This window comes from Actinokineospora fastidiosa (assembly GCF_014648415.1).
In the GTDB taxonomy this organism is placed as follows: domain Bacteria; phylum Actinomycetota; class Actinomycetes; order Mycobacteriales; family Pseudonocardiaceae; genus Actinokineospora; species Actinokineospora fastidiosa.
In genome coordinates this window covers 1,515,159-1,533,948 of record NZ_BMRB01000002.1, presented here as the reverse complement: position 1 = coordinate 1,533,948, position 18,790 = coordinate 1,515,159, and the positions used below count along the sequence as shown (strand labels likewise).

General features: G+C 72.3%; 20 protein-coding genes. 12 read left to right on the top strand and 8 right to left on the bottom strand.

The genetic code is table 11. The annotated features are described in order from the left end of the window. Positions 1 to 111: 111 nt before the first annotated feature. Positions 112 to 1,461: a S8 family serine peptidase gene (locus IEY98_RS16925; RefSeq protein ID WP_229786979.1), complete on the top strand. Its 1,350-nt coding sequence runs from the start codon at positions 112 to 114 to the stop codon at positions 1,459 to 1,461. A gap of 30 nt (positions 1,462 to 1,491) precedes the next feature. Here IEY98_RS16925 and IEY98_RS16920 read toward each other — a convergent pair whose 3' ends face one another. Next, entirely contained in the window at positions 1,492 to 3,132 is a 1,641-nt protein-coding gene (locus tag IEY98_RS16920; protein ID WP_189211365.1) for a M48 family metallopeptidase, read from the bottom strand. A 59-nt stretch (positions 3,133 to 3,191) separates the two neighbouring features. On the opposite strand from IEY98_RS16920, the gene IEY98_RS16915 reads away from it, so the two are divergent. From IEY98_RS16915 to IEY98_RS16905, 3 genes are all read left to right on the top strand, one after another. Continuing rightward, the gene (locus IEY98_RS16915; RefSeq protein WP_189211364.1) at positions 3,192 to 3,875 is read left to right on the top strand and encodes a hypothetical protein; all 684 of its coding nucleotides are present in this window, start codon (positions 3,192 to 3,194) and stop codon (positions 3,873 to 3,875) included. Between the two features lie 150 nt (positions 3,876 to 4,025). Continuing rightward, positions 4,026 to 5,321: an ABC transporter ATP-binding protein gene (locus IEY98_RS16910; protein ID WP_189211363.1), complete on the top strand. Its 1,296-nt coding sequence runs from the start codon at positions 4,026 to 4,028 to the stop codon at positions 5,319 to 5,321. Positions 5,322 to 5,486: 165 nt separating this feature from the next. Beyond that, entirely contained in the window at positions 5,487 to 6,329 is an 843-nt protein-coding gene (locus IEY98_RS16905; protein ID WP_189211362.1) for an alpha/beta hydrolase family protein, read from the top strand. A 46-nt stretch (positions 6,330 to 6,375) separates the two neighbouring features. Here the strand turns inward: IEY98_RS16905 and IEY98_RS16900 are convergent, their stop codons facing one another. Both IEY98_RS16900 and IEY98_RS16895 read right to left on the bottom strand, forming a co-directional pair. Continuing rightward, positions 6,376 to 7,329 (bottom strand): cation efflux transmembrane domain-containing protein, encoded by a 954-nt coding sequence (locus IEY98_RS16900; protein WP_229786978.1) that lies wholly within the window; start codon positions 7,327 to 7,329, stop codon positions 6,376 to 6,378. Then, a complete protein-coding gene (locus IEY98_RS16895; RefSeq protein WP_189211360.1) occupies positions 7,326 to 8,015 on the bottom strand; it encodes a substrate-binding periplasmic protein in 690 nt (229 codons plus the stop codon). The genes IEY98_RS16900 and IEY98_RS16895 overlap by 4 nt, the downstream gene beginning before the upstream one ends. A 105-nt stretch (positions 8,016 to 8,120) precedes the next feature. Here IEY98_RS16895 and IEY98_RS16890 point away from each other — a divergent pair, with 105 nt between their 5' ends. Beyond that, positions 8,121 to 8,633, top strand: coding sequence for a cysteine dioxygenase (locus IEY98_RS16890; protein WP_189211359.1), 513 nt, complete (start codon positions 8,121 to 8,123; stop codon positions 8,631 to 8,633). Further along, positions 8,630 to 9,022: a rhodanese-like domain-containing protein gene (locus IEY98_RS16885; RefSeq protein ID WP_189211358.1), complete on the top strand. Its 393-nt coding sequence runs from the start codon at positions 8,630 to 8,632 to the stop codon at positions 9,020 to 9,022. The genes IEY98_RS16890 and IEY98_RS16885 overlap by 4 nt, the downstream gene beginning before the upstream one ends. 746 nt (positions 9,023 to 9,768) lie before the next feature. Here the strand turns inward: IEY98_RS16885 and IEY98_RS16880 are convergent. Continuing rightward, positions 9,769 to 10,539, bottom strand: a complete 771-nt coding sequence (locus IEY98_RS16880; protein WP_189211357.1) for an IclR family transcriptional regulator — start codon at positions 10,537 to 10,539, stop codon at positions 9,769 to 9,771. A gap of 97 nt (positions 10,540 to 10,636) precedes the next feature. On the opposite strand from IEY98_RS16880, the gene IEY98_RS16875 reads away from it, so the two are divergent. The 5 genes from IEY98_RS16875 to IEY98_RS16855 are packed head-to-tail and all read left to right on the top strand — an operon-like array spanning position 10,637 to position 14,657. Continuing rightward, positions 10,637 to 11,623, top strand: coding sequence for a sulfate ABC transporter substrate-binding protein (locus tag IEY98_RS16875; RefSeq protein WP_229786977.1), 987 nt, complete (start codon positions 10,637 to 10,639; stop codon positions 11,621 to 11,623). Beyond that, on the top strand, positions 11,620 to 12,417 hold the full coding sequence (cysT, locus tag IEY98_RS16870; protein ID WP_189211355.1) for a sulfate ABC transporter permease subunit CysT: 798 nt from the start codon (positions 11,620 to 11,622) through the stop codon (positions 12,415 to 12,417). Before IEY98_RS16875 ends, cysT begins: the two co-directional genes overlap by 4 nt. After that, positions 12,410 to 13,192 carry a sulfate ABC transporter permease subunit gene (locus IEY98_RS16865; protein WP_189211354.1) on the top strand — a complete coding sequence of 261 codons (783 nt, stop codon included), beginning with the start codon at positions 12,410 to 12,412 and terminating at the stop codon, positions 13,190 to 13,192. The genes cysT and IEY98_RS16865 overlap by 8 nt, the downstream gene beginning before the upstream one ends. Next, the gene (locus IEY98_RS16860; protein ID WP_189211353.1) at positions 13,189 to 14,199 is read left to right on the top strand and encodes a sulfate/molybdate ABC transporter ATP-binding protein; all 1,011 of its coding nucleotides are present in this window, start codon (positions 13,189 to 13,191) and stop codon (positions 14,197 to 14,199) included. The genes IEY98_RS16865 and IEY98_RS16860 overlap by 4 nt, the downstream gene beginning before the upstream one ends. Next, positions 14,196 to 14,657: a DUF1203 domain-containing protein gene (locus tag IEY98_RS16855; protein WP_189211352.1), complete on the top strand. Its 462-nt coding sequence runs from the start codon at positions 14,196 to 14,198 to the stop codon at positions 14,655 to 14,657. The genes IEY98_RS16860 and IEY98_RS16855 overlap by 4 nt, the downstream gene beginning before the upstream one ends. Here IEY98_RS16855 and IEY98_RS16850 read toward each other — a convergent pair. From IEY98_RS16850 to IEY98_RS16840, 3 genes are all read right to left on the bottom strand, one after another. After that, positions 14,654 to 15,307, bottom strand: a complete 654-nt coding sequence (locus IEY98_RS16850) for a response regulator (protein WP_189211351.1) — start codon at positions 15,305 to 15,307, stop codon at positions 14,654 to 14,656. The genes IEY98_RS16855 and IEY98_RS16850 overlap by 4 nt on opposite strands. Then, positions 15,304 to 16,392, bottom strand: a complete 1,089-nt coding sequence (locus IEY98_RS16845; protein WP_189211350.1) for a sensor histidine kinase — start codon at positions 16,390 to 16,392, stop codon at positions 15,304 to 15,306. The genes IEY98_RS16850 and IEY98_RS16845 overlap by 4 nt, the downstream gene beginning before the upstream one ends. Before the next feature lie 528 nt (positions 16,393 to 16,920). Next, positions 16,921 to 17,442 carry a hypothetical protein gene (locus IEY98_RS16840; protein ID WP_189211349.1) on the bottom strand — a complete coding sequence of 174 codons (522 nt, stop codon included), beginning with the start codon at positions 17,440 to 17,442 and terminating at the stop codon, positions 16,921 to 16,923. 122 nt (positions 17,443 to 17,564) lie between these two features. Between IEY98_RS16840 and IEY98_RS16835 the strand changes: the two genes are divergently transcribed. Next, a complete protein-coding gene (locus IEY98_RS16835; RefSeq protein WP_373292404.1) occupies positions 17,565 to 18,074 on the top strand; it encodes a GtrA family protein in 510 nt (169 codons plus the stop codon). On the opposite strand, the gene IEY98_RS16830 is transcribed toward IEY98_RS16835, so the two are convergent. After that, positions 17,992 to 18,768 carry an ArsR/SmtB family transcription factor gene (locus IEY98_RS16830; protein WP_189211348.1) on the bottom strand — a complete coding sequence of 259 codons (777 nt, stop codon included), beginning with the start codon at positions 18,766 to 18,768 and terminating at the stop codon, positions 17,992 to 17,994. The genes IEY98_RS16835 and IEY98_RS16830 overlap by 83 nt on opposite strands. Positions 18,769 to 18,790: the final 22 nt, after the last annotated feature.

Sequence of the window (18,790 nt, the reverse complement as noted above, 5' to 3'; positions counted from 1 at the left end):
CCACTAGTGAAGACTTCTCGCATCGACTTGACTGCAAGGACCTCGTTCCGCGCTCCGGTGCCCTGGTGAGGGCGGGCACCGGGGCGTCCCCTGCTCGTGAAGGAGGACCCCTTGCACCGCTCAATCCTGCGCGGCCTCGTGGCCGTGCTGTCCGCCGGGGCGTTAACCGTCGCGGTCGTGCCGTCCGCGACCGCGGCCCAGGGCCAGATCCTGGGCGCCGGATCGCCGGACGCGATCCCCGGCAGCTACCTGGTCGTGCTCAAGAGCGCTGACGCCAAGCGAACCGTCGTCGAACGGCACAGCGCGCGCGTCACGCACACCTACGGCCGCGCCCTGACCGGGTTCGCCGCCCGGATGTCCGAGGCCGACGCCCGCCGCGCCGCCGCGGACCCGAGGGTGGCCTACGTCGAACAGGACCGGATCGTGCGGACCACCGGCACGCAGCCGAACCCGCCGTCGTGGGGCCTGGACCGCATCGACCAGCGCGATCTGCCGCTGGACAACAGCTACACCTATCCCAACGACGGCGCGGGCGTGACCGCGTACATCATCGACACGGGCATCCGAACCACCCACGCCGACTTCGGTGGCCGGGCGACATGGGGCACGAACACCGTCGACAGCAACAACACCGACTGCAACGGCCACGGCACCCACGTCGCGGGCACCGTGGGCGGCACCGCGCACGGCGTCGCCAAGGGCGTGCGCTTGGTCGCGGTGAAGGTCCTCAACTGCCAGGGCTCGGGCACGCTGTCCGGCGTCGCCGCGGGCGTGGACTGGGTGACCGCGAACGCCAGGAAGCCCGCGGTGGCGAACATGAGCCTGGGCGCGTCGGGCACCAACGCGACCCTGGAGAACGCCGTCCGCAACTCCATCGCGTCCGGTGTGGTGTACGCGCTGGCGTCGGGCAACTCCAATGCCAACGCCTGCAACTTCACCCCCGCCCGCACTCCGGAGGCCATCACGGTCAACGCGAGCACCCGGACGGACGCGCGCGCGTCGTTCTCCAACTACGGCTCGTGCAGCGACATCTTCGCGCCCGGCCAGGACATCACGGCGCCGTGGAACACCAGCGACACCGCGACCAACACCATCAGCGGCACGTCGATGGCGGCCCCGCACGTCGCGGGCGCGGCCGCGGTCTACCTGGCCGGACACCCGGGCGCGACGCCCGCGCAGGTGCAGACCGCGCTGAAGGACGGGGCCACGAAGAACTCGATCGGCAACCCCGGCAGCGGATCGCCGAACAACCTGCTGTTCGTCGGCGAGGGCACTGACCCCGACCCGGATCCCGACCCGGACCCGGAGCCGTGCTCGGCCCCCGCGTGGAGCGCGTCGCAGTTCTACTTCTTCGGCGCGCAGGTGAGCCACAACGGGCACCTGTGGCAGCTGCAGTCGTTCTTCTCCTACAACCAGGCGCCCGGCAGCGGCAGCACGTGGGCCGACCTGGGAGCGTGCTGACGTGAGTCGATCCGCTGAGGGCCACGGCCCTCAGCGGGTCACCACGATGCCGCCCAGCGGCGGCAGCGGGATGTCGAAGGTCGGGACCCGGTACGTCGGCTGATAGGGCGGCAGCGGCGGCACGTAATACGTCGTCGGGAAGACCGGGCGGTGGACCGGGACGACCGGCTCATCGTCCTCCTGCGACAGCGAGACCAGCACCGCGACCACGGCCACGACGGCCACGAACCACACGACCGGCATGATCGACGCCTCCGGCGCGTCCGGGAACAGCGACCGCCGCGGCGGCTTCTCCCGCTCCGGCACGGCCAAGACGGCGTCGATGTCCACAGTAGAGAGAGCGGCGCGCAGCCCGCGGACCGCGCTCGGGTCCTCCAGCGCCGCGTCCAGGCGATCGGCGATCGGGTCCGGGGCGATCAGCCGCAACCGGGTCCACGGCGCCGACCACGCCGCCACCCCGGCGTCGACCAGCGCCCGCCCGATGACCGCGGTGACCGCTGCGCGGGTGGCGATCCGGTCGCGCCCACCGGACTCCAGCAGGTCCAGCACGGCCGCCAGCGTCGGTTCCGGCCCGAGGGCGGTCACCAGGGGAGCGGCCAGTTCGTCCGCGATCCGGGCGGACGCGGCGTCCACCCAGTCCCGCCACGGCTGCGCCCTGGTGCGCGCCACGGGCGGTGGCACGAGATCGGCCGCCGGGCGGCGGTCCGGCTCGACCGCACGCGCGGGCAGCCGGGCCAGCGCCGCGACCCGGGCGCGCAGGCTGGGGTGGGAGTCGCGCCAGGTGGGCTCGGGGTCGGGCAACTCGGCCGCGGCCAGCGCGTCGCGGTAGTCCGGGTCGGCGAGCATGGCGGCGAAGGCGGGCACCGGGTCGTCCGGGCGCGTGCTGGCCGGGGCCAGGAAGCGCGCCTCGAAGTCGGCCCACGCCACGCCCGTGCGCACGGCGGAGCGGAGCGCGCCCGCGGTGGTCCCCGGGTCGGTCGCGCGGGCCGCGGCGGCGTCGGCGGCCAGTTCCTGGCGGCGGCGCGGGCCGACGGTCATCCGGTCGTAGATCCAGGCGTAGGCCGAGAACAGCCGGAACGGCAGGCCCGCGTACATCCGGGTGATCCGGTCGGCGCCCGCCGCCTCGGCGATGGCCAGCCGGGCCCTGGCCAGGGCGACCGAGCCGCGGTAGGTCAGCGCCGCCAGGCGGGTGTGGCCGCGCGCGTAGTGGCCCAGCTCGTGGGCGATGACCGCGCGCAGCTCGCCCGCGGTGAGGCCCGCGAGCAGCGGCCTGCCCACGGCCAGCGTGCGGGCGCCGCCGACGAGCCCGAGCAGGCGGATCTCCTCGACCACGGCCGCGTTGGCGTCCATGGTCAGCCGGATGGCGTCCGGCGCGCGGGTGCCGACGAGCCCGGCCAGCTCGTCGACCAGCTCCCACAGCGGCGCGGGCCGGGCGAGTTCCTCGCCGTCGGGCTCCGGGGCCAGGTCGCTGACCCGGACCAGCGAGCGCACCAGCGCGAGCACGACCACGCCGAGGCCGATCATGGCCAGCAGGACCGTGGGCTGGAAGGCGACCTGGCCGGTGATCAGCACGCCCACCACCAGCGCCGCGTAGACCAGCACCAGGACGATCACGAGCAGGTAGAACCCCACCAGCAGGGCGACGGCGATCAACCCTCGGACGACGGCCACGCGGCACCTCCGTGGTAGACCGGTGATCAACGGCCATTCTCCCGGGGGAGGCGCCCGCGATGCACGAACTCGGCCCGGTTGTGCGTGTCCATCCCGTCGACAACGACCGCCGCAGGGCGATCGGCGGGTGGGGGATCGTGCTCGGCGTGCTCGCCGCGATCATCGCCGTCGGCCTGAGCGGCGACGACGACACCTCGGCGGCCCGGCAGGCCTTCGGCGGGGCGATCGGGCTCGCGCTGTCGGCGTTCGTGATCGGCGGCGTGCACCTGGCCAAAGCCGCGATGCTGCCCAACGAGCGGTTGATCGTCCACGAGAAGGGCCTGGTGTACGCGACCGACCGGCGCGACATCGTCGTCCCGTGGGAGAGCGTGGTCCACGCGCGCGTGCAGTTCGGCCAGGTGCGCAGTCCGGTCGCGCACTACTTCGGCTCGCAGGTGTGGGTGGCGCTCACGCTCCGCGGCACCCGCCGCAAGGTCCGCTTCAACGGTCTCGCCGAGGGCTACGCGGACCTGCTGGACGCCGTCCTCGACCACTGCCCGCCCGCGCCCGGCCGCTCGGCCCGGCAGCGCTGGGCGTGGGCGGGCGTCGCGGTCGCCGCCCTGGCCGTCGCGCTCGGCCTGATCGCCTACATCACCACCGACCCCGAATTGCCCGAGTTCGTCGCCACGGCCATCGCGGTCGGGCTGATACTGGCGGTCGTGCTCGCCATCACCGGATTCGTGCTGGCGGCGCGCAGGAACTGACTGTCCACAGTGCCGCTCAGCGCCCAGTCGCGCAGGGTGCCAGGGGAGACACCGAGGGTGCTTAGCGCATTCGGGTGATTGCGACCTATACAGTTGATTGGCCAGAGTGCTTCGATTCAGACCCAACCACCGAGGCAGGCGGGGGGCGACGTGGCCAGAATCGGGCTCCGGGACATCACCAAGGTGTTCCCCGGCGGAGCGGTGGCGCTCGACGGCGTCGACCTGGACATCGCCGACGGGGAGCTGATGGTGCTGATCGGCCCGTCGGGCTGCGGCAAGTCGACGCTGCTGCGGATCATCGCCGGACTGGAGACGCCGACGTCCGGCGAGGTGCACCTCGACGGCATGGACGCGGGCCACCTCTCGCCGAAGGAGCGGCAGGTGGCGATGGTGTTCCAGAACTTCGCGCTGTACCCGCACATGCGCGCGGGGGAGAACATCGCCTTCCCGCTGCGCATATCCGGAATGGACCCGGCGGCCCAGGGCGAGCGCATCGCCGAGTCCGCTGGCGCGCTGGGCGTGCGCGAACTGCTCAACCGCTGGCCGCACCAGCTCTCCGGCGGCCAGCGGCAGCGGGTGGCGATGGGCCGGGCGCTGGTGCGCCAGCCGCGGCTGTTCCTCCTCGACGAACCTCTGTCCAATCTCGACAGCGGTTTGCGGGCCGAGCTGCGCGCGGAGATCTCCGGCATGGTGCGCTCGCTCGGCGTCACCACCGTCTACGTCACCCACGACCAGACCGAGGCGCTGACCCTCGCCGACCGCATCGCCGTGCTCAGCCAGGGCGTGCTGCAGGACGTCGGCACCGCGGGCCGGGTCTACGACAAGCCCGCCACGATGTTCGTCGCCGCCTTCCTCGGCACGCCGAGGATCACGCTGCTGGAGGCGTTCGTCTACGTCTACCTCAACAGCCACATCGCGCTGCGCATCGGCGAGCAGCAGCTCTACCTGCCGTGGTCGGACCCGAGGGCGCGGGAACTGGCGCACTACCACGGGGAGGCGATCGTGGTGGGGGTGCGCGCCGAGGCGGTGGCCCCGATCGCCGAGCCGCGGCGCGGGCAGTCGCTGCGCGGCAGCATCCGGCACCTGGAGCACCACGGCCACGAGTCGCTGGCGTTCATCGACATCGGCGCCACCGAGATCGACGTCGACCCCGACGGCGTGCGGCCGAGGGCGGCGGCCGCGGCCGCGCGAAGACACGCCCGCGCCTCGGAGTCGCTGTTCAACCGGTTCCTGGACAAGATCACCCGCACCGAGCGCGGCCCGGAGGTCGCGCAGGCGGAGAACGGGCACGCGGGCCGCCACCACCTGCGGCCCGCAGAGCTGACCGTCCGGCTGCCACCGAGGGTGCGGGCCGCGTCGGGGGAGAACATCACCATCGGCGTGCGGCTGGACATGCTGCACTTCTTCGAGCGGCGCGGCGGGCGCATCGACGTCGGCTGGCGCTGAGAACCACTCACCACCCTGACGATTTCGTCCGACCCCACTGGAATCCGGAGACGGTATTTCCGCGCGCTCCTATCCGGACAGGCAGTGAAACACTTAGCGTTCGTGTGCCAGTGATTTCCCTGCTGAATCCGGAGGAGTCTGATCGTGCGCCGAAAGGTGATATCGATGTGGGCGGCCGTCGCGGCCGCCGCGACGGTGGGCGCCGTGGTCCTGGTCGGGCCACAGGCCTCGGCCGCGCAGCCGCAGAAGGGACCGGACCCCACCGAGCAGCTGGTGAAGTCGCAGACCGGCCCGTTCGACATCGCGCGGACGTCGGTGCCCGCCGGGTCGGGGCGCGGGTTCAACAAGGGCACGCTGTACTACCCGACCGACACCAGCCAGGGCGCGTACGCCGCCGTCGCGGTGATCCCCGGCTTCTTCGAGGGCGAGTACACCCAGTCCTGGTTCGGCCCGGCGCTGGCCTCGCACGGGTTCGTGGTGTTCACCCTGGAGACCCACGGGCTGTTCGACTTCCCCGACCAGCGCGGCGACCAGCTCATCGCCGCCCTGGACTGGCTGGTCGCGTCCTCGCCGGTCAAGGACCGCGTCGACCCAGCCCGGCTGGCCGTCATGGGCCACTCGATGGGCGGCGGCGGCACCCTGGCCGCGGCCAACAAGCGCCCGTCGATCAAGGCCGCGGTCGCCCTCACGCCGTGGCACATGACCAAGCGGTTCCCCGGGATCGAGGCCGCGACGATGATCATCGGCGCGCAGTCGGACTCCATCGCCTCGGTCAGCGGGCACGCCGAGCCGATGTACGCGGCGCTCACCAGCCCGGACGAGCACGCCTACGTCGAGCTGACCGGCGGCCACTTCGTGACGAACTCCTACACGGCCACGAATATGCGGTTCATCCTCCCCTGGCTGAAGCGCTTCCTGGACAGCGACACCCGGTATTCCCCGTTCGTCTGCCCGGGCCCGGCGCAGGACTCGACTTTCGTCGAATACCGCAACACCTGCCCGGTGTAATTGTCACGATCGTGCGTGGGGCGGTCCTCGGGCCGCCCCACGCACGTCATTCCGCGGGTTGGATCGCCGGGACCGGCGCCACGGCCAGGTCGTGCATGCGCCAGTCCGCCGCGCGGAGGCGGTCGCCGAGGGCGGCGACCCGGTGGACCAGGTCGTCGGCATCCGCCGTGGGCACGACCAGCAGCTCGCCGACGAAGACGTGCCCCTCCTCGCGCAGCCGGATCCACGCGTCGGCCACCCAGGGCTCGTCCATGGCCATGGCGGTGAGCTGGTCGCCGAGCGGGTGCGGCTCGCCGTCGACGGTGCGCGGGCGGGTGTCCATCAGGTCGGCCACCGCGGCCTTGGTCGTGCGGACGCCGTCGCGGACGATGTCCGCGGAGATCAGGCAGGCCGCGACCGCGTCGGCCCACCACAGGCCCGCGCCGATGCCGACCACGCCCAGCACGGCAGCGCCCGCGGTCATCCAGTCGGCGCGGTTCATCCCGGCGTCGGCGAGCAGGACCTTGTCGTGCAGCTGCCGGGCCAGCTTCAGCTTCTTGTGGCCGAGCACCACGGCGGGGATCATCGTCGCGGTCAGGACGGCGATCATCGGCCAGCCCAGCCACATCGTCACGCCGAACAGCTCCGTCATGCCGATGGGCACGCGCTCGCGGGCGATCAGCCGCACCACCGAGTCGACCAGGATGTAGCCGCCCAGGCCGAGCAGCGCCAGCGCGGCGGCCAGGAAGCCGATGCCGACCGAGCGGTGGTAGCCGTAGGGGTGCTCCTTGTTCGGCGCGCGGTCGCGGAACCGCGCGGCGATCAGGAAGGCCAGCGGCGGGGTCATGCTGAGGATGTCCTCCACCCAGGCCGCCTTCAGCGCCTGCGACTGCCCCAGCACGAGCGCGACCAGCACGATCGTGACGGTGAAGAACCCGAGCGTCCACCACTCCAGCCGCACGGCGCGGCGGTGCAGCTCGGCCTTGTCCGACGGCAGCTCGAACTTGTCGTAGACCCTCACCGGCCGCACCCCGTCCCGCCGCGCGCCTGCACCAGCAGGCCGCGGATCTCCTCGGGCGGCAGGGCGAGCAGGAACTCCTCGACTCTCACCAGGAAGGCGTTCTCGCCCAGCGCCATGGCGAACGAGTGGTCGGTGCTGCCCAGCTCCAGCACCGCCCGCTGGCACGCCGGATCGACCGCCCAGTCCGGGACCACCGCGGGGACCCCGGCGGGCACCTCGTCGACGACGACCGGCACCGCGCCCTCCTCGGCCAGGAACGTCACCTCGGGCGTCCCCGCCTCGACCGCGACCGGCACGCCCTCCAGCGACGAGTCCGCGGCCAGCGGCACGGCGACCACCCGCTTGCTGGTGAAGTACGGCACTGTCAGCGCGACCTCCTTGGTCCACGGCGACGACCGCGTCATCCCGCCGATCACCAGGTCCAGCGCCTGGTGGCTGAGCGCGCCGATCAGCGTCGACTCCGGACCCTCGGTCCACTCGACCCGCGCGCCCAGCTCGGCGGCGAGCCGCTCGACCAGCGCGGCCTCGGCCCCGCCGACCGCGCCCCGGTCGTCGACAACGGTCCACGGCGGGTCCTCGACCACCCCGACCCGCAGCACCCCGCCGCGCACCCGGTCCAACGTCCCTTCCGCGTCCCGCGGCCACTGGCAGCCCGCCGCCAGCAGCACCGCGACCGCGACGATCACCCGCTTCCACACACCCGCGAGGTGCCCACGCCCGGCACTGGTCAATCAGTGTTCCGCAATGTGGAAGGGCATGCCAAGTTGGTCGGGCGGTGCCAGCCTGCTGGCATGAAGGTTTCCGAGACACTGCTGCACCCGACGCGCGTCGTCTGGTCGGTGCGCCAACTGCGTTCCCTCACCCGGCAGGTCGGCTCGACGTTCGGCCACGAGTTCGCCGAGATCGCCAGGTACGACCCGCGATCACGCTGGTGGACCCGGCTGGCCCTGACCGAGGGCGTCGAGCTCTGGCTGCTGTCGTGGCTGCCCGGCCAGGCCACCCCGCCGCACGACCACGGCGGCGCGGCCGGCTCGTTCACCGTCGTCCGCGGCGCGCTGACCGAGCGCTACCGGTACCCGGACTCCGGCGAGCACCGGGGCCTGCGCCGCGCGGGCGAGACGGTCGCCTTCGGCGCGGGCCGGGCCCACGTCGTGGCCAACACCTCGGTCGAGCCCGCGCTGAGCGTGCACGCGTACTCGCCGCCGCTGGTGCCGACCCGCGAATACCCGAGCCTGGCCGAGATCCCCGCGCGCCGGGTGGCCCTGCCCGCGCGGCGCGGGTCCGTCGTGGTGGAGGTGCCGTGAGCGTCGAGGCGTACCTGGCGCAGGCCCGCGGCGAGATCGAGCGGGTCGACCCGTTCAAGGCGCACGCCCTAGTCCGGGAGGGGGCGCTGCTGGTCGACATCCGGCCCTACTACAACCGCCTCGCCGAGGGCGAGATCCCCGGCGCGATCCCGATCGAGCGGATCGTCCTGGAGTGGCGCCTCGACCCGGCGGGCACACACCGGCTGCCGGACATCACCGCCGACCGCGTGGTGATCGTCTTCTGCAACGAGGGCTACGCATCAAGCCTGGCCGCCCGCGACCTCCGGCGCATCGGCCTGCGCCGCGCGACCGACCTGATCGGCGGCTTTCGCGCCTGGGAGGCGGAGGGCCTGCCGGTGGTGGACGGCGGTTCGCCCGCGGTGACCTGAGCGGGTTATCGGTGACGACTGGCGGGGGCGTCGACCTGGTGGCTTTCGTGTGTGGGGGCCGAGGGGGCTGCCGGGTGGACGGCGGCTCGCCTGCGGTGACCTGAGCGGATTATCGGGGGCGTCGACCGGGTGGCTTTCGCGTGTGGGGGGCGAGGGTCTGTCGGTAGTGGACGTTGGCTCGCCTGCGGTGACCTGAGTGAGTATCGGGGGGCGTCGACCTAGTGGACGGCTTTCGCGCCCGGGAGGCGGAGGGTCTGCCGGTGGTAGTCGATGGCTCGCCTGCGGTGACCTGGGCGGGGCTATGGGTGGCGGCTGGCAGTGGGGCGGCATCGGCCTAGTGGGCGGCTTTCGCGTCTGGAATGCGGAGAGCCTGCCGGTCGTGGTCGGTGGCTCGCCTGCCGTGGCCTGGGCGGAACCATCGGCGGCTAGCAGTGGGCGCGCATCGACCTCATGGGCGGCTTTCGCGTGTGGGGGCGGAGGGGCTGCCGGTGGTGGACGGCGGCTTGCCCGCGGTGACCTGGGCGGGCTACCGGGTGGCGGCTGGCAGCGGGGCGAGGCCGAGCTCATGCGCGGCTTTCGCGCGTGGGGCAGATGGCCTGCTGGTCGTGGACGGCGACGGTGGAGCGGGTGGCTGCGGCCTCGTCCATCCCCTTGCCCCAGTCGATCGGCAGCGGGTGCGGATGCCATCGTCGAGCCGGTGGGGCAGCGCGGCCGTGGCTGGCCTGCCTGCTGTGACTTGAGCCGTCCTAGCGGGTGGCGGCCAGCAGTGGGGCGACGCGGCGGGCGGTGTGGGTGAGTTGGTTGGCCAGGGTGGCGAAGCGGTCCTCGGTGATGCGGACCGTGGGGCCCTGGACGGCGATCGCGGCGATCGTGCCCGTGTCGGTGCGCACGGCGACCGCGATTGCGCGGACGCCCGGGTTGCGCTCCTCGTCGTTGAGGGCCCATCCGCGCTCGCGGACGGCGCGGAGGTCGGCGAGCAGGGCCTTGGTGGTCGTGACCGTGCGGTCGGTGTGGGCGGTGAGCTCGCCCAGCGCGGCCGCCTCGGCCTCGAGGTCGGCGGCGGCGGCCAGCAGGCACTTGCCCATGGCCGAGGCGTACAGCGGGACGCGGGTGCCCGGCGGCTGGTCGAAGCGCAGCGGCTGGGTGGAGGGCACGTCGAGCACGACCTGCACGTCCGTGCCCGTGCGGATGCCCAGGTTGACCGACTCGCCGGTGCTCTCGGCAAGTTCGGCCAGCAGGGGCAGCGCCTGGTCGTAGCCGAGCTGGTCGGCCGCCCGCGCGCCCAGCACGGCCAGGGTCGGGCCGAGCTGGTAGCGGTCGCCGCGCGGGACCTGCATGAGCAGCCCGCCGTCGGCCAGCGCCCGCGTCACCCGGTGGGTCGTGCTGACCGTCAGCCCGGTGCGCCGGGCCAGCTCGCTGATCCCCTGGGTGCGCTCGCCGCTCTCGAAACAGCGCAGCACCGCGAGCGCCCGCTCGATCGCCTGCGCTCCGGACCGGGATTCCCGCACGTCGGACACCGTCGAATCCTGGCACATCCACAATGTGGAACAGCTTTCCAAGATGATCGGCCGATCATTACGGTCCCCTCCCGACACCGAGAATCGGGAGGCAGACGTGCGCAAGACAGCGGTCGCAGCGGTCCTGGTGGCCTTATCGGCCTGCGGCACCGCGACCGGCGACGGGGCGGACACCACCCTGTCGCTGGTGGGGTTCGCCGTGCCGAAGGCGGCCAACAACGCCATCCAGCGGGAGTGGGCGAAGACGCCGGACGGCGCGGGCGTCACCTGGCAGGAGTCCTACGGCGCCTCCGGCGACCAGAGCCGCGCCGTGGCGGGCGGCCTGCCCGCCGACTACGTGCACTTCTCCCTGGAGGGTGACGTCACCCGGCTGGTGGACGCCGGACTGGTCGCGCCCGAGTGGGACAAGGGGCCGACCAAGGGCATCGTGTCCACCTCGGTCGTGGTCATCGCCGTGCGCGCGGGCAACCCGAAGGGCATCACCGGCTGGGACGACCTCGTCGAACCCGGCCTCGGGATCGTGACCCCCAACCCCGGCTCGTCCGGCTCCGCCCGCTGGAACATCCTCGCCGCCTACGGCCACGCCCAGGCCGCCGGACTCGACGCCGAGGACTTCACGACCAGGTTCTTCCGCAACGTCGTCGCCCTGCCCGGCAGCGGGCGCGACGCCACCACCGCCTTCACCGGCGGCACCGGCGACGTCCTGCTCACCTACGAGAACGAGGCCATCCTGGCCCGGCAGAACGGCGCCGCCTTCGACTACATCGTCCCGGACACCACTCTGCTCATCGAGAATCCCGGCGCGGTGCTGAAGTCCGCGGACCCCAAGGCCGTCGAGTGGCTAAGGTTCGTCCTCGGCCCGACCGGCCAGACCGAGTTCGCGCGCACCGGCTTCCGTCCGGTGATCGACGGCATCAGCGTCGAGGTGCCCGGCGCGAACGACCCGGCGAACCCGTTCCCCGCGCCCAGGACGCTGCAGACGATCGCGGCCGACTTCGGCGGCTGGCCCGCCGCCAGCGAGCGGTTCTTCGCCGCCGAGACCGGCGTGATCACCAGCATCCAGCGGGAAACCGGCAAGTCGTGAGCGTGGCCGTCCGGTTGGGCCGGGGCCCGGCACTGGGCCTCGGCCTGGCCACGCTGTGGTTCAGCCTGCTGGTGCTGATCCCGCTCACCGCGGTCCTGGTGGAGACCGCCGCGGGCGGATGGGGCGCGTTCTGGCGGGCGGTCGCCGACGAGCAGACCTTCGCCGCGATCCGCCTGACCGTCGTCCATTCGCTGCTGGTCACGCTGGTGAACGTCCTCATCGGCACGCTCATCGCGTGGGTGCTGGTGCGCGACGACTTCCCGGGCAAGCGCGTGCTCGACGTCGTCATCGACGTGCCGTTCGCGCTGCCGACGATCGTGGCCGGGCTGGTCCTGCTCGCGCTGTACGGCCCGCGCAGCCCCATCGGCGTCGATGTCGCCAACACGCGGACAGCGGTATTCCTGGCGCTGTTGTTCGTCACGCTGCCGTTCGTCGTGCGCACCGTGCAGCCCGTCCTGGCCGAACTCGACCGGGAAGCCGAGGAGGCCGCCGCGACGCTGGGCGCCTCTCGGCTCGCGACCTTCCGCCGGATCGTCCTGCCCGCGCTCGCCCCCGCGATCGCGGCGGGCGCGGCGATGTCGTTCGCCCGGGGCATCAGCGAATACGGCTCGCTGGTGCTGTTGTCGGGCAACCTGCCGATGCGCACGGAGGTGGCGTCGGTGCGCATCCTCAGCCACATCGAGAACGGCGACCTCGCAGCGGCGTCGGCGGTCGCGGCCGTGCTGCTGGTGGTCGCGCTAGCCGCCATCACCGCGCTCGACCTGATCCAGCGGAGGGTGGCCCGCCGTGGTTAAGCGCGTGATCGTGGTGGTCTACTTGGGACTGCTGGTGCTCTGGCCGGTGGGGCTGGTGGTGGCCAACAGCTTCGCCGACGGCGCTGACGCGCTGGTCGCGGCGCTGTCGGACCCGGTGGTGGTCAACGCGCTGTGGCTGACCGTCCAGGTGGCGGTGGTGTCCGTTGTGATCAACACCGTGTTCGGCATCGGGGTCTCGCTTCTGCTTGTGCGGCACCGGTTCCCGGGGCGATGGCTGCTGTCGGTGCTCATCGACCTGCCGCTGTCGGTGTCGCCCGTCGTGGTCGGCCTGGCCATCGTGCTGGTCTACGGCGGGGTGGACGGCTGGTTCGGGCCGACGCTGGAGGCGGGCGGGCTCCAGGTCGTGTTCGCCGCGCCGGGCATGGTGATGGCGACCGTGTTCGTCGCGCTGCCGCTGGTGATCCGCGAGGTCGTGCCGGTGCTCAGGGAGATCGGCGACGAGCAGGAGCAGGCCGCCAGGACCCTCGGCGCCACCGGCTGGCAGGTCTTCGCGCGGATCACCCTGCCCGCGATCCGCTGGGCCGTCGTGTACGGCGTCGTGCTGAGCCTGGCGCGCTCGCTCGGCGAGTTCGGCGCGGTGAAGATCGTCTCCGGGAACCTCATCAACCGCACGCAGACCGCCACGCTCGTGGTCGAGCAGAAATACCAGGACTTCGAGCAGACCACCGCGTACGCCACCGCGTTCCTGCTGGCCTTCGCCGCGGTGCTCTGCCTGGTCGTCGTGTCCGTCATCCGCCCGAAGGAGGGCTCGTGAGCATCCAGGTCCGCGCGGTGCGCAAACGCTTCGGCGCGTTCACCGCCTTGGACGACGTGTCCGTCGACGTGCCCACCGGCGGTCTCACCGCCCTGCTGGGGCCGAGCGGCGGCGGGAAGTCGACGCTGCTGCGGGTGATCGCGGGCCTGGAGACCCCGGACGGCGGCGAGGTGCTCATCGACGGGCTGCCCGCGACCCACCTGCCGGTGCGCGAACGCGACGTCGGCTTCGTCTTCCAGCACTACGCGGCCTTCAAGCACCTCACGGTGTACCGCAATGTCGCGTTCGGACTGGAGATCCGGCGCCGCCCGGCCGGGGAGATCCGCGACCGGGTGGGCGAGCTGCTGCGCCTGGTGCGGCTGGAGCAGTTCGCCGACCGCCTTCCCGCGCAGCTGTCCGGCGGGCAACGGCAGCGGATGGCGCTGGCCCGCGCGCTGGCCGTGGAACCCCGCGTCCTCCTGCTCGACGAGCCGTTCGGCGCGCTGGACGCGCAGGTGCGCAAGGAACTGCGCGAGTGGCTGCGCCGCCTGCACGACGAGGTCCGGGTGACGACGGTGTTCGTCACCCACGACCAGGAGGAGGCGCTGGAGGTCGCCGACGAGATCGTGGTGGTCAACCAGGGCCGGGTCGAGCAGACCGGGCCGCCGGACGAGCTCTACGACCGGCCCGCCACCGAGTTCGTCATGCGGTTCCTCGGTCCGACGACCCGCCTGGGCGACGCCCTGGTCCGCCCGCACGACATCGACGTGCGCCTCGACGGCGTGGGCGTGCCCGGCCGGGTCGACCGGCTCAGCCGGGTGGGCTTCGAGGTCCGCGCCCACGTCGACTGCGACGGCCAGCAGGTGATGGTCACCCTCGACCGCACCCGGGCCGCCGCGCTGGACCTGGCGCCCGGTCGTGCGGTAAGCCTGGTGGCGACGTCCATCGGGGACCCGGCCCGGCCCGGAACGACACGGCCGATTTCCGCCGGAACCGGCGCGTCCGGCGCGGCAGAGTTCCACCCGTGATCCAGTACATCGCCATCGACCCCGATCGTCTCCAGGCCATGCGCGACAGCGGCGCCGACGAGTCCGGCAACCCCTGGACCCTGCGGCCCGCGGACGGCGATGAGCCGCTGCGCTGCTGCCTCACCTGGGCGACCCCGGGTGAGGACATCGCGCTCATCAGCTACAACCCGTGGACCCAGCGGAGCCCGTGGGCGGAGACCGGGCCGGTGTACGTCCACTTCGACCGGTGCGCGGGCTACTCGACGCCGGGGGAGTACCCGCCCGCGTTCCTGGACTACGCGTCCATGCTGAACCCGTTCCAGCCCGACGGCGAGCGCGCGTACGGCCACATCACCTTCCTGCGGCCCGAGGACGACCACGAGGCCGCCGTGCGGCTCGTGCTCGCCCAGCCGGACGTGTCGTACCTGCACGTCCGCAGCGCGAACGCCGGGTGCTTCACCTTCGAGGTGCGGCCCTAGCCCGCCAGCCCCGACTGGTAGGCGAAGACGACCAGCTGGGCGCGGTCGCGGGCGCCGACCTTGCTCATGGCGCGGCTGACGTGCGTGCGCGCGGTCGCCGGGCTGACCACCAGCCTGCCCGCGATCTCGTCGTTGGTCAGCCCCTGCCCGACCAGGCCGACGATCTCGCGCTCGCGCTCGGTGAGGTGGCCGAGCCGGGGGTGCGGGGCGGACTTGGGTTTGCCGCCGTCGGCGAACATGCTGATCACCCGTCGGGTGACCGACGGGGACAGTAAAGCCTCGCCGGAGGCCACCACCCGGATCGCCCGCAGCAGGTCGGTGGGGTGGGTGTCCTTGAGCAGGAACCCGCTGGCCCCGTGCCGCAGCGCGTCGAAGACGTACTCGTCGAGCTCGAAGGTGGTCAGCACGATGATGCGCACGGCGGCCAGCTCGGGGTCGGCGGTGATCCGCCGGGTCGCCTCCAACCCGTCGACGCCGGGCATGCGGATGTCCATCAGCACCACGTCCGGCCGCAGCTCGCGCACGGCGCGGACGGCCGTCAGCCCGTCGCCCGCCTCCCCGGTGACGACCAGGTCCGCCTCGCTCTCGATGAGCGTGCGCAGCCCGATGCGCACGAGGTCCTGGTCGTCGACGACCACCACGCTGATCATGAGACGCCTTCCCGGGGTATGCGCGCGTGCACGCGGAAACTGCCGTTGTCGGGCCCGGCGGAGAAGTCCCCGCCCAGCGCGGTGACCCGTTCCCGCATGCCGGGGATGCCCATCCCGTCGGGCCCCGGCGCCCGCTCGACCGGGTTGCGCACGTCGATGATCACCACATCGACGTCGAACCGCACCCGCACGCTGGCCCGCTTCGCCAGGCTGTGCCGCAGCGCGTTGGTCAGCGACTCCTGCACCACCCGGTACCCGGCCAGGTCGGCGGCGGGCGAGAGCCCACCGGGCACGGGCTCGGCGTCGAGGTCGACGCGCATGCCCGCGTCGGACATCCGGTCCCGCAGGTCGGCCAGCCGCGCCAGCCCGGGAACGGGCGCCCGCTCGGCCTCCCCGCTCGAGCGCACCATCGCCCGCACCTCGTCGAGCGCGTCGGCTGCCGTCCGACTGATCGCGGTGAGCGCGACCTCGGCCTGGGCCGGTTTGACGTCGATCAGGTGCAGCGCCACCTCGGCCTGCATCTTGATCGCCGCCAACCCGTGCCCCACCACGTCATGCACCTCCCGCGCCAACCGCAACCGCTCCGCGTCGACCCGCCTGCGCACCGCCTCCGCCCGAGCCCGCTCAACCCCCTCCCGATACTGGCGCACACTCACCCCCACCGCGAACGGCACCACCACCCATGCCGACCCCGGCACCAGCCCCACCAACCCCGGCAGCGCGACGGGATTGGTGAACACATGCACGAGCAGGATGACCAAGGCCGCGCCCCCAGCAGGCAGAGACCACCGCAACCGCACATACCGCGCCACGCTGTAGACGGCGACGAGCAAGCTCACCAGGATCGGGCCGTAGGGGTAACCGAGGACCAGGTAGGCCGAGGTCACCACAGCGGAGGCCACCACGGTCACCACGGGAACGACCCGCCGCAGGACCAGCAGGACACCGTTCGCCCCCGCCAGCCCCAACGCCAACCCATCCACGGGCCGGTCCAGCGTGGACACGCCGTCCGCGCCGAGGGAACCGAACACCCCGATGGCGGCCAGCAGGAGCGCCAGCAGGACGTCGGTGATCCGCAGCTTCATCGAGACCTCCTCAGTCCTATGGTCTTCCCCTCACGCGCCACCGGACAAGCCGCCGAGGCCCGCCCAGTCCGCCCGGGTGTTGGGGTGGGGGTCGGGGGACTGATTGGGCTGCCGGAAGGACTGGCCCGCTGGAGCGGAACCGACGGATGGCGGAGGTGCCGGAGGACCGGCCCGCGGATGGGCCGAGCCGCAGGCCGGAGCTGGGTTGGTGGTGGGCGGAGCTGCTGGCCTGTGGGTCGGTTGATTCGCTGGTCGGAGCTGGGTTGGTGGTTGGCGGAGCTTCGGCGGGCAGTCCGTTGATTCGCCGGTCGGCGGTGAGTTGACGGTTGCGCAGAGCTGCCAGCCTGCGGAGCGGTCGAGTCGCCGATCCGAGCTGGGTTGGCGCATGGCTGAGGTGCGGAGGAATGGCCTGCGAATCGCCGATTCGCCGCGAGGACTGGCGGGTGGGCTCCTTCGTGGTGGGCTGCTTGGTGGGTGGGCTGTCTGGTCGATGACCGGGCCTCGCAAAGCGGGCGGGGCTGGGGTTGGTCACGCGGGCCTCCTGATCCGGCCCCACGGCTTGAACACCGACAACGCCGTCGCTGCCAGGACGGCCGTTGTGGACACGATGGGGGGTGCCACCAGGCCGCTGATGTCTGGGGCGCCATCGGTGGCGTACACGGCCGCCATGGTCGCTGTCTCGTGGAGGGTGGGGGACAGGCCGAAGATGATGAGCAGGGTCAGGATCGTGTTCAGCCCCAGCTTGACGGCCACCCACCAGTACCGGACTAAGCCGTACTTCGTGCCCCAGCCCAGCACGACGCCCGTGCCGAACGTGATCAGGGAGACCGCGATCAGCGGGCCGACCGCGAACACCTCCAGGGCGCGGAACGCCGACTCGGTGAGGATCGGATCGGACGTCAGCAGGGCTGTGCCGACGAGGATGGCGAGGACCACGTCGATGCCCAGCCAGATGCCCGCGGCGGCGATGTGGGTCAGGAGCCAGGTCCTGCGGGCGGTCGTGCTCAGGCGGAAGCGGACCGGCGTGGCGCGGGTCAGGGTCGTCGTCATGGCGATCACGATCCCGGAGCCGCCGACCCGCGTCGTCCGATCAGGAACGTATCTCCGCGTACGTCAGCTGACGTACGCCGCGGTGTCGGCTTCCGGACACGCGAGCTTGGAACACTGCGCGCGTGCCGAGGTTCAACGAGGCGATGGACGCCGTCGCCCGCAGGTTGCCGTTCGGGCTGTCGCGGATCGTGCCGGGGAACCTGGTGGGGTTCGGCCTCATCAACGGCTTCACCTTCGCCGTCGACCTCACCCTGCTGACGATCATGCGCAGCGGGCTCGGCTGGCCGCTGCCGGTGAGCATCACCATCGGGTACGTCATCGCGTTCGGGCTGAGCTTCGTGCTCAACCGCGCCTTCAACTTCCGCTCGCACGCGCCCGTCAGCCCGCAGGTCGGGATCTACGTCGTGGTCGTCGTGGTGAACTACCTCGCCTGGATCCTCGGCGTCGGCAGCGGGCTGGCCGCCCTCGGGGTGGACTACCACCTGGCGCGGCTCGCCGCGGGCGCGTGCGAGGCGGTCTACATGTACGCGGCCATGCGCTGGGTCGTGTTCAGGCGGGCAGCGGGGCCCCCGTCTCCAGCAGCGTCTTCAGGCTCGCCAGCAGCTCCGGCCACGCCTGGCTCACACCCCTGACCAGCAGCCCGTCCGGCGTGAACCCGGTGTGCACGACGGTCAGCCGCACCGCCCGCCCGTGCGGCTCGATCGTGAACGACACCGTCGAGCGCGGCTCGGCCGCCATCGCCGCCAGTTCCTCGTCGGACATCTCCGCCGCGCGGGCGAACTCCGGCGTGATCGTGTGCCACGTGTAGGACAGCCGCTCGTACGGCTTGGCCTCAACGACCACCTGCTCGGGGTCCTCCATGCGCACCCCGTTCCACACCCACACCACCGGCGCGCCCGTGGTCCAGTCCGACTCGAAGGTCGTCCCCCAGTACTGCCGGGTGAACGCCGGGTCGGTCAGCGCCTGCCAGAGCTTCTCCGGCGTGGTGTTGATGTACGTGGTGTAGACGAACTCGTCCACCGTGCTCTCCAATGCCGTCTTGAGGTCCGCTAGCGCGCGCACGCGGCCGCGGTCGTACTGGTCGATCCATCGCTCGGCGATGGCGTTGATCGGCTCGGCGTTGAGGTAGTGCAGCTTCTCCCGCCCCCGCCGCAGCACGGTGATCAGGTTCGCCGCCTCCAGCACCGCCAGGTGCTTGCTGACCGACTGCCGCGCCATGTCCAGCCCGGCGCACAGCTCCCGCAGCGTCTGCCCGTTGCGGCTGTTCAGCGAGTCCAGGAGCGCCCGTCTGCTCGGGTCGGACAGGGCCTTGAACACCTCGTCCACGCGCGCGCCTCCTGACATGCAG

Bases quoted from the DNA above. Each gene is read 5' to 3' on its own strand.
- IEY98_RS16915 (WP_189211364.1), top strand. From the start codon at position 3,192: ATGCACGAACTCGGCCCGGTTGTGCGTGTCCATCCCGTCGACAACGAC.
- IEY98_RS16905 (WP_189211362.1), top strand. From the start codon at position 5,487: ATGTGGGCGGCCGTCGCGGCCGCCGCGACGGTGGGCGCCGTGGTCCTG.
- IEY98_RS16890 (WP_189211359.1), top strand. From the start codon at position 8,121: ATGAAGGTTTCCGAGACACTGCTGCACCCGACGCGCGTCGTCTGGTCG.
- IEY98_RS16850 (WP_189211351.1), bottom strand. From the start codon at position 15,307: ATGATCAGCGTGGTGGTCGTCGACGACCAGGACCTCGTGCGCATCGGG.
- IEY98_RS16845 (WP_189211350.1), bottom strand. From the start codon at position 16,392: ATGAAGCTGCGGATCACCGACGTCCTGCTGGCGCTCCTGCTGGCCGCC.
- IEY98_RS16840 (WP_189211349.1), bottom strand. From the start codon at position 17,442: ATGACGACGACCCTGACCCGCGCCACGCCGGTCCGCTTCCGCCTGAGC.